The sequence below is a fragment of the Brachyspira sp. genome (assembly GCF_029258575.1).
Taxonomy (GTDB): domain Bacteria; phylum Spirochaetota; class Brachyspiria; order Brachyspirales; family Brachyspiraceae; genus Brachyspira.
This window is the reverse complement of sequence record NZ_JARHYI010000014.1, coordinates 1-3,572: the sequence shown is the minus strand read 5'-3', so window position 1 is coordinate 3,572 and position 3,572 is coordinate 1. Positions and strand designations below refer to the sequence as shown.

2 protein-coding genes and 1 pseudogene are annotated in these 3,572 nt (G+C 31.9%); 1 reads left to right on the top strand and 2 read right to left on the bottom strand.

Going from position 1 to position 3,572, the window contains the following annotated elements; all coding sequences use genetic code 11:
- Nucleotides 1–650, bottom strand: a pseudogene (locus Q1J76_RS01030) (cell surface protein); the annotation flags it as partial.
- Between the two features lie 25 nt (nt 651–675).
- Nucleotides 676–1,914 (bottom strand): sialidase family protein, encoded by a 1,239-nt coding sequence (locus tag Q1J76_RS01025; RefSeq protein WP_300365469.1) that lies wholly within the window; start codon nt 1,912–1,914, stop codon nt 676–678.
- Nucleotides 1,915–2,499: 585 nt separating this feature from the next.
- Between Q1J76_RS01025 and Q1J76_RS01020 the strand changes: the two genes are divergently transcribed.
- The gene (locus Q1J76_RS01020; protein WP_300365466.1) at nt 2,500–3,357 is read left to right on the top strand and encodes a flagellin N-terminal helical domain-containing protein; all 858 of its coding nucleotides are present in this window, start codon (nt 2,500–2,502) and stop codon (nt 3,355–3,357) included.
- The last annotated feature ends 215 nt before the right edge of the window (nt 3,358–3,572 follow it).

The window sequence follows — 3,572 nt, the reverse complement described above, 5'->3', positions numbered from 1 at the left end:
ACTCTTATTATAGGATCAATTAATATATTATTAGGAGCTTGCACTCTGAAATATACTCTAATTTGCCCTCCTACAGACTGCTGTATAAAAGACTGATTTTCTCTATTTAATACACTTATTTTTGAATTACCATAATTAAAATAAAATCTCAAATGATAAAGAGGACCTGCATTTACATAGTATCTTGCTTCTATACCTGTGGATATTACCATAGAATCTTTTAAAGTTGAACTTCCTACACCTATAGAAACAGGTATATTTATACGAAAATTATCATTTAATGCCGTAGCCGTAATTACAGGGGTATAAACCTGATAATTTGTAGCTTTATGATAATATTCTAAACCTCCGCCTATTGCAAAAATATCATTTTTATATCCGAAAGCGAGCATAACAGAAGGTATAAATATATTTCCGTTAATATCATCTTTATTCATTAATATTATTCCTGATGCATTTTGAGAGCCGTTTATGCCTGCAAGAAGTTTGAAATCTCCTATTTTGGCATTAACTCCCAGCTTATCAAGTCTTATTCTGAGCTGATTAGTCTGCACAAAAAAATCAATCATTCCTTCAGAAGGCAAATAAGAAAATAATTGAGCAGAACTTAGTATTATTGTTATAATTAAATAAGAAAATAACTTTTTCATACAATATCCTTAATATTTTTATAAATTAATGTTTGAAATTTGGATCTGTTGATGGAGTATAATAATCTTCTCCGTCAGTAAGCCAGTAGAGATTAAATCTGCTGAAATATAAATTCCAGCCCCCTGTAGCATCTCCTCCTTCTTCAACATAGGCACCTATAGTACCGTCAGGCAGTATAGTTAATGAAGAATAATCTGCTATACCTTCTCTTAAAACTTTAGAATGTTTCCAAGTTTTACCTTCATCATAACTTATCCTTACAGTTATATTTCTTCTTGGTAATGAATCAGTGTGATTAGCATTTACAAATAATAATCTATTTTTATCAAAACCGTCATTTGTAGATGTATATCTTACAGTTTCACCATTATTATTAGGATCGTTTAATTGAGGATGATTTTGAAATCTGCTCCAAGTTTCTCCTCCGTCAGAAGAGTAAGAAATTTGTCGTTTTCCTTGTCCTAATGCTCTATTATTCATCATAACAGTACCGTCAGCAAGCTCTATAACTTTAGGCTCATCACATTTTCCATCTACTCTAGGAGAGGCTTTCCAATTTGTTCCGCCGTCATCAGAATAAATTGCTCTAGCGTATCCTCCTTGAAATACCATAGCAGCCATTAATCTTCTATTTTTTTTTGGATCTTTTTGCCATTTTAATTGTATTCCCCTTCCTGAACCTATAAATCCGCCAGCTTCTTCAGTATTATCTAACCATAATTGTCCTGTTATATCTCTTGGAGGATATTCCCATGTTTTTCCATTATCATAACTTGTTGATATATAAGTTTTAATTGGTTTATTTTTACTAGATGCTGCAAAACCATTATTTGCAGCCATTAATAAATGAATTGTACTATTCCCGTGTTCTTTAATTAAAAGAGGATCTCCATATCCTGAATATTTATCTTCTTGTATGCATGGAGGATTAACAACTATAGGGGCACTCCATGTTCTTCCCAAATCAGAACTTCTCATAATAACTGTATCCATAGGAGCAGGTAAATCAGCATTTGAAAATCTTCTTGCATCTGAAGATACAACAATATCCCCATTATCAGCTGTAGCTATCGCCACAATACGCCACATTGATGAATTATAGTCGCCCGGTTTTACAACTAAAGTCCTTACGGGCGGCATCGGTTTCCTCTGTTCTTCAGGTGTTAATGGATGAGGCTTATTTGCTGATACGCCCAATATGCCTTCATGATTGCATGATACAAACATCATTAACATAGCAAATACTGTAAAATATCTATACATAACATTATCCTTAAAATATTTATAAAACAAGTATAGTAAAAAATATTTGTCTTTTCAAGCAAAAATGCAAATTTATTATATATATATATATATATATATATATAAGCATAAAAATACATATAGAAATTATAAATATAGTTTAATTATAGACAAGTCAAATTAAAAAATAGATATTTCATTAAAGAATATATAAAAATGTCTGCAATATTTTTGTTGTTTTATTAATTTCAGGAATTTTATGTATAATATGTTTTATATAAGCTGTATTATAATATTTTTTTATAAAAAAGAGAAAAAAATGCTAAACCAAATTAAACTTTATGCCGAGAGAACCGAGAATTATTATATAGCAAAGTGAGAGTTCAAGTATTTGGCGGTCTCGAACTCCCTATTTGCTTAGTTGATACCATATAATTTAATTAAGAATATACTTCTTACCTATGTATATTCTTATATAGGATTTAATGGTATTTTGGCAACTTCATATAGTTATTAAAATTGTCGGAATACCTTAAATTCTCTTTAATATTTTTTTGCCAATTAGGCATGGATGCCTTTTTGAAATAAATATCATGGAGGATGACAATGATCATCAATAACAACATTAGTGCTATAAATGCACAACGCACTTTAAAATTTAGAAATGTAGACCTTTCTAAAGACATGTCTGCTCTTTCTTCTGGAATGAGAATTAACAGAGCAGGCGACGATGCTTCAGGACTTGCTGTATCTGAAAAAATGAGAACACAAATTCGCGGTTTGCGTCAGGCTGAAAGAAACACTCAAGACGGTATATCTTTCATACAAACTACTGAAGGATATCTTCAAGAGAGTCAAGACATCTTACAGAGAATTCGTGAATTAGCTGTACAATCTGCTAACGGTATTTATACTGATGCTGACAGAATGCTTATTCAAGTTGAAGTTTCTCAATTAGTAGACGAAGTTAATCGTATTGCTAGCCATGCTCAATTCAATACTCTTAACATGTTAACTGGAAGATTCTCTAACCCTAATGAGGGCGGAGCTCCTGTTGCTTCTATGTGGTTTCATATTGGTGCAAACATGGATGAAAGAAGAAGAGTTTATATAGGAACTATGACTGCTGCTGCTTTAGGTTTACAAACTCCTGAAGGTACTGGAATCTCTATCTCTTCTATAGACAAAGCTAACAGTGCTATAGGTTTAGTTGATGAAGCTTTAACTAAAGTTTCTAAACAAAGATCTAATCTTGGTGCTTATCAGAACAGATTAGAGCTTACTGCTCAAGGCTTGATGATCGCTTATGAGAACACAGCAGCTTCTGAAAGCAGAATCAGAGATACTGATATGGCTGAAACTTCTGTTAAATTCGCTAAAGATCAGATCTTAAGTCAGGCTAACTTGGCTATGTTGGCTCAGGCTAACACTATGACTCAAGGTGCTTTACGTTTGATTCAGTAATAATCAAGATAGTACGTTTATAGCATACTAATTTAAAAATAGCTGGTCTCATTTTTTAATGGGACTGGCTATTTTTGATTTTAAAGTTTTAGTCAGAAAACCCGCCCTTTAGATTTTTTGTCTAATTTAAAATTACAGCCTTTTTTATTTTTAAAGCCTGCACTTAAAATATAGCTGCCCACCCAATTTTTTTAAATTTTCAGCTTCATTCAACG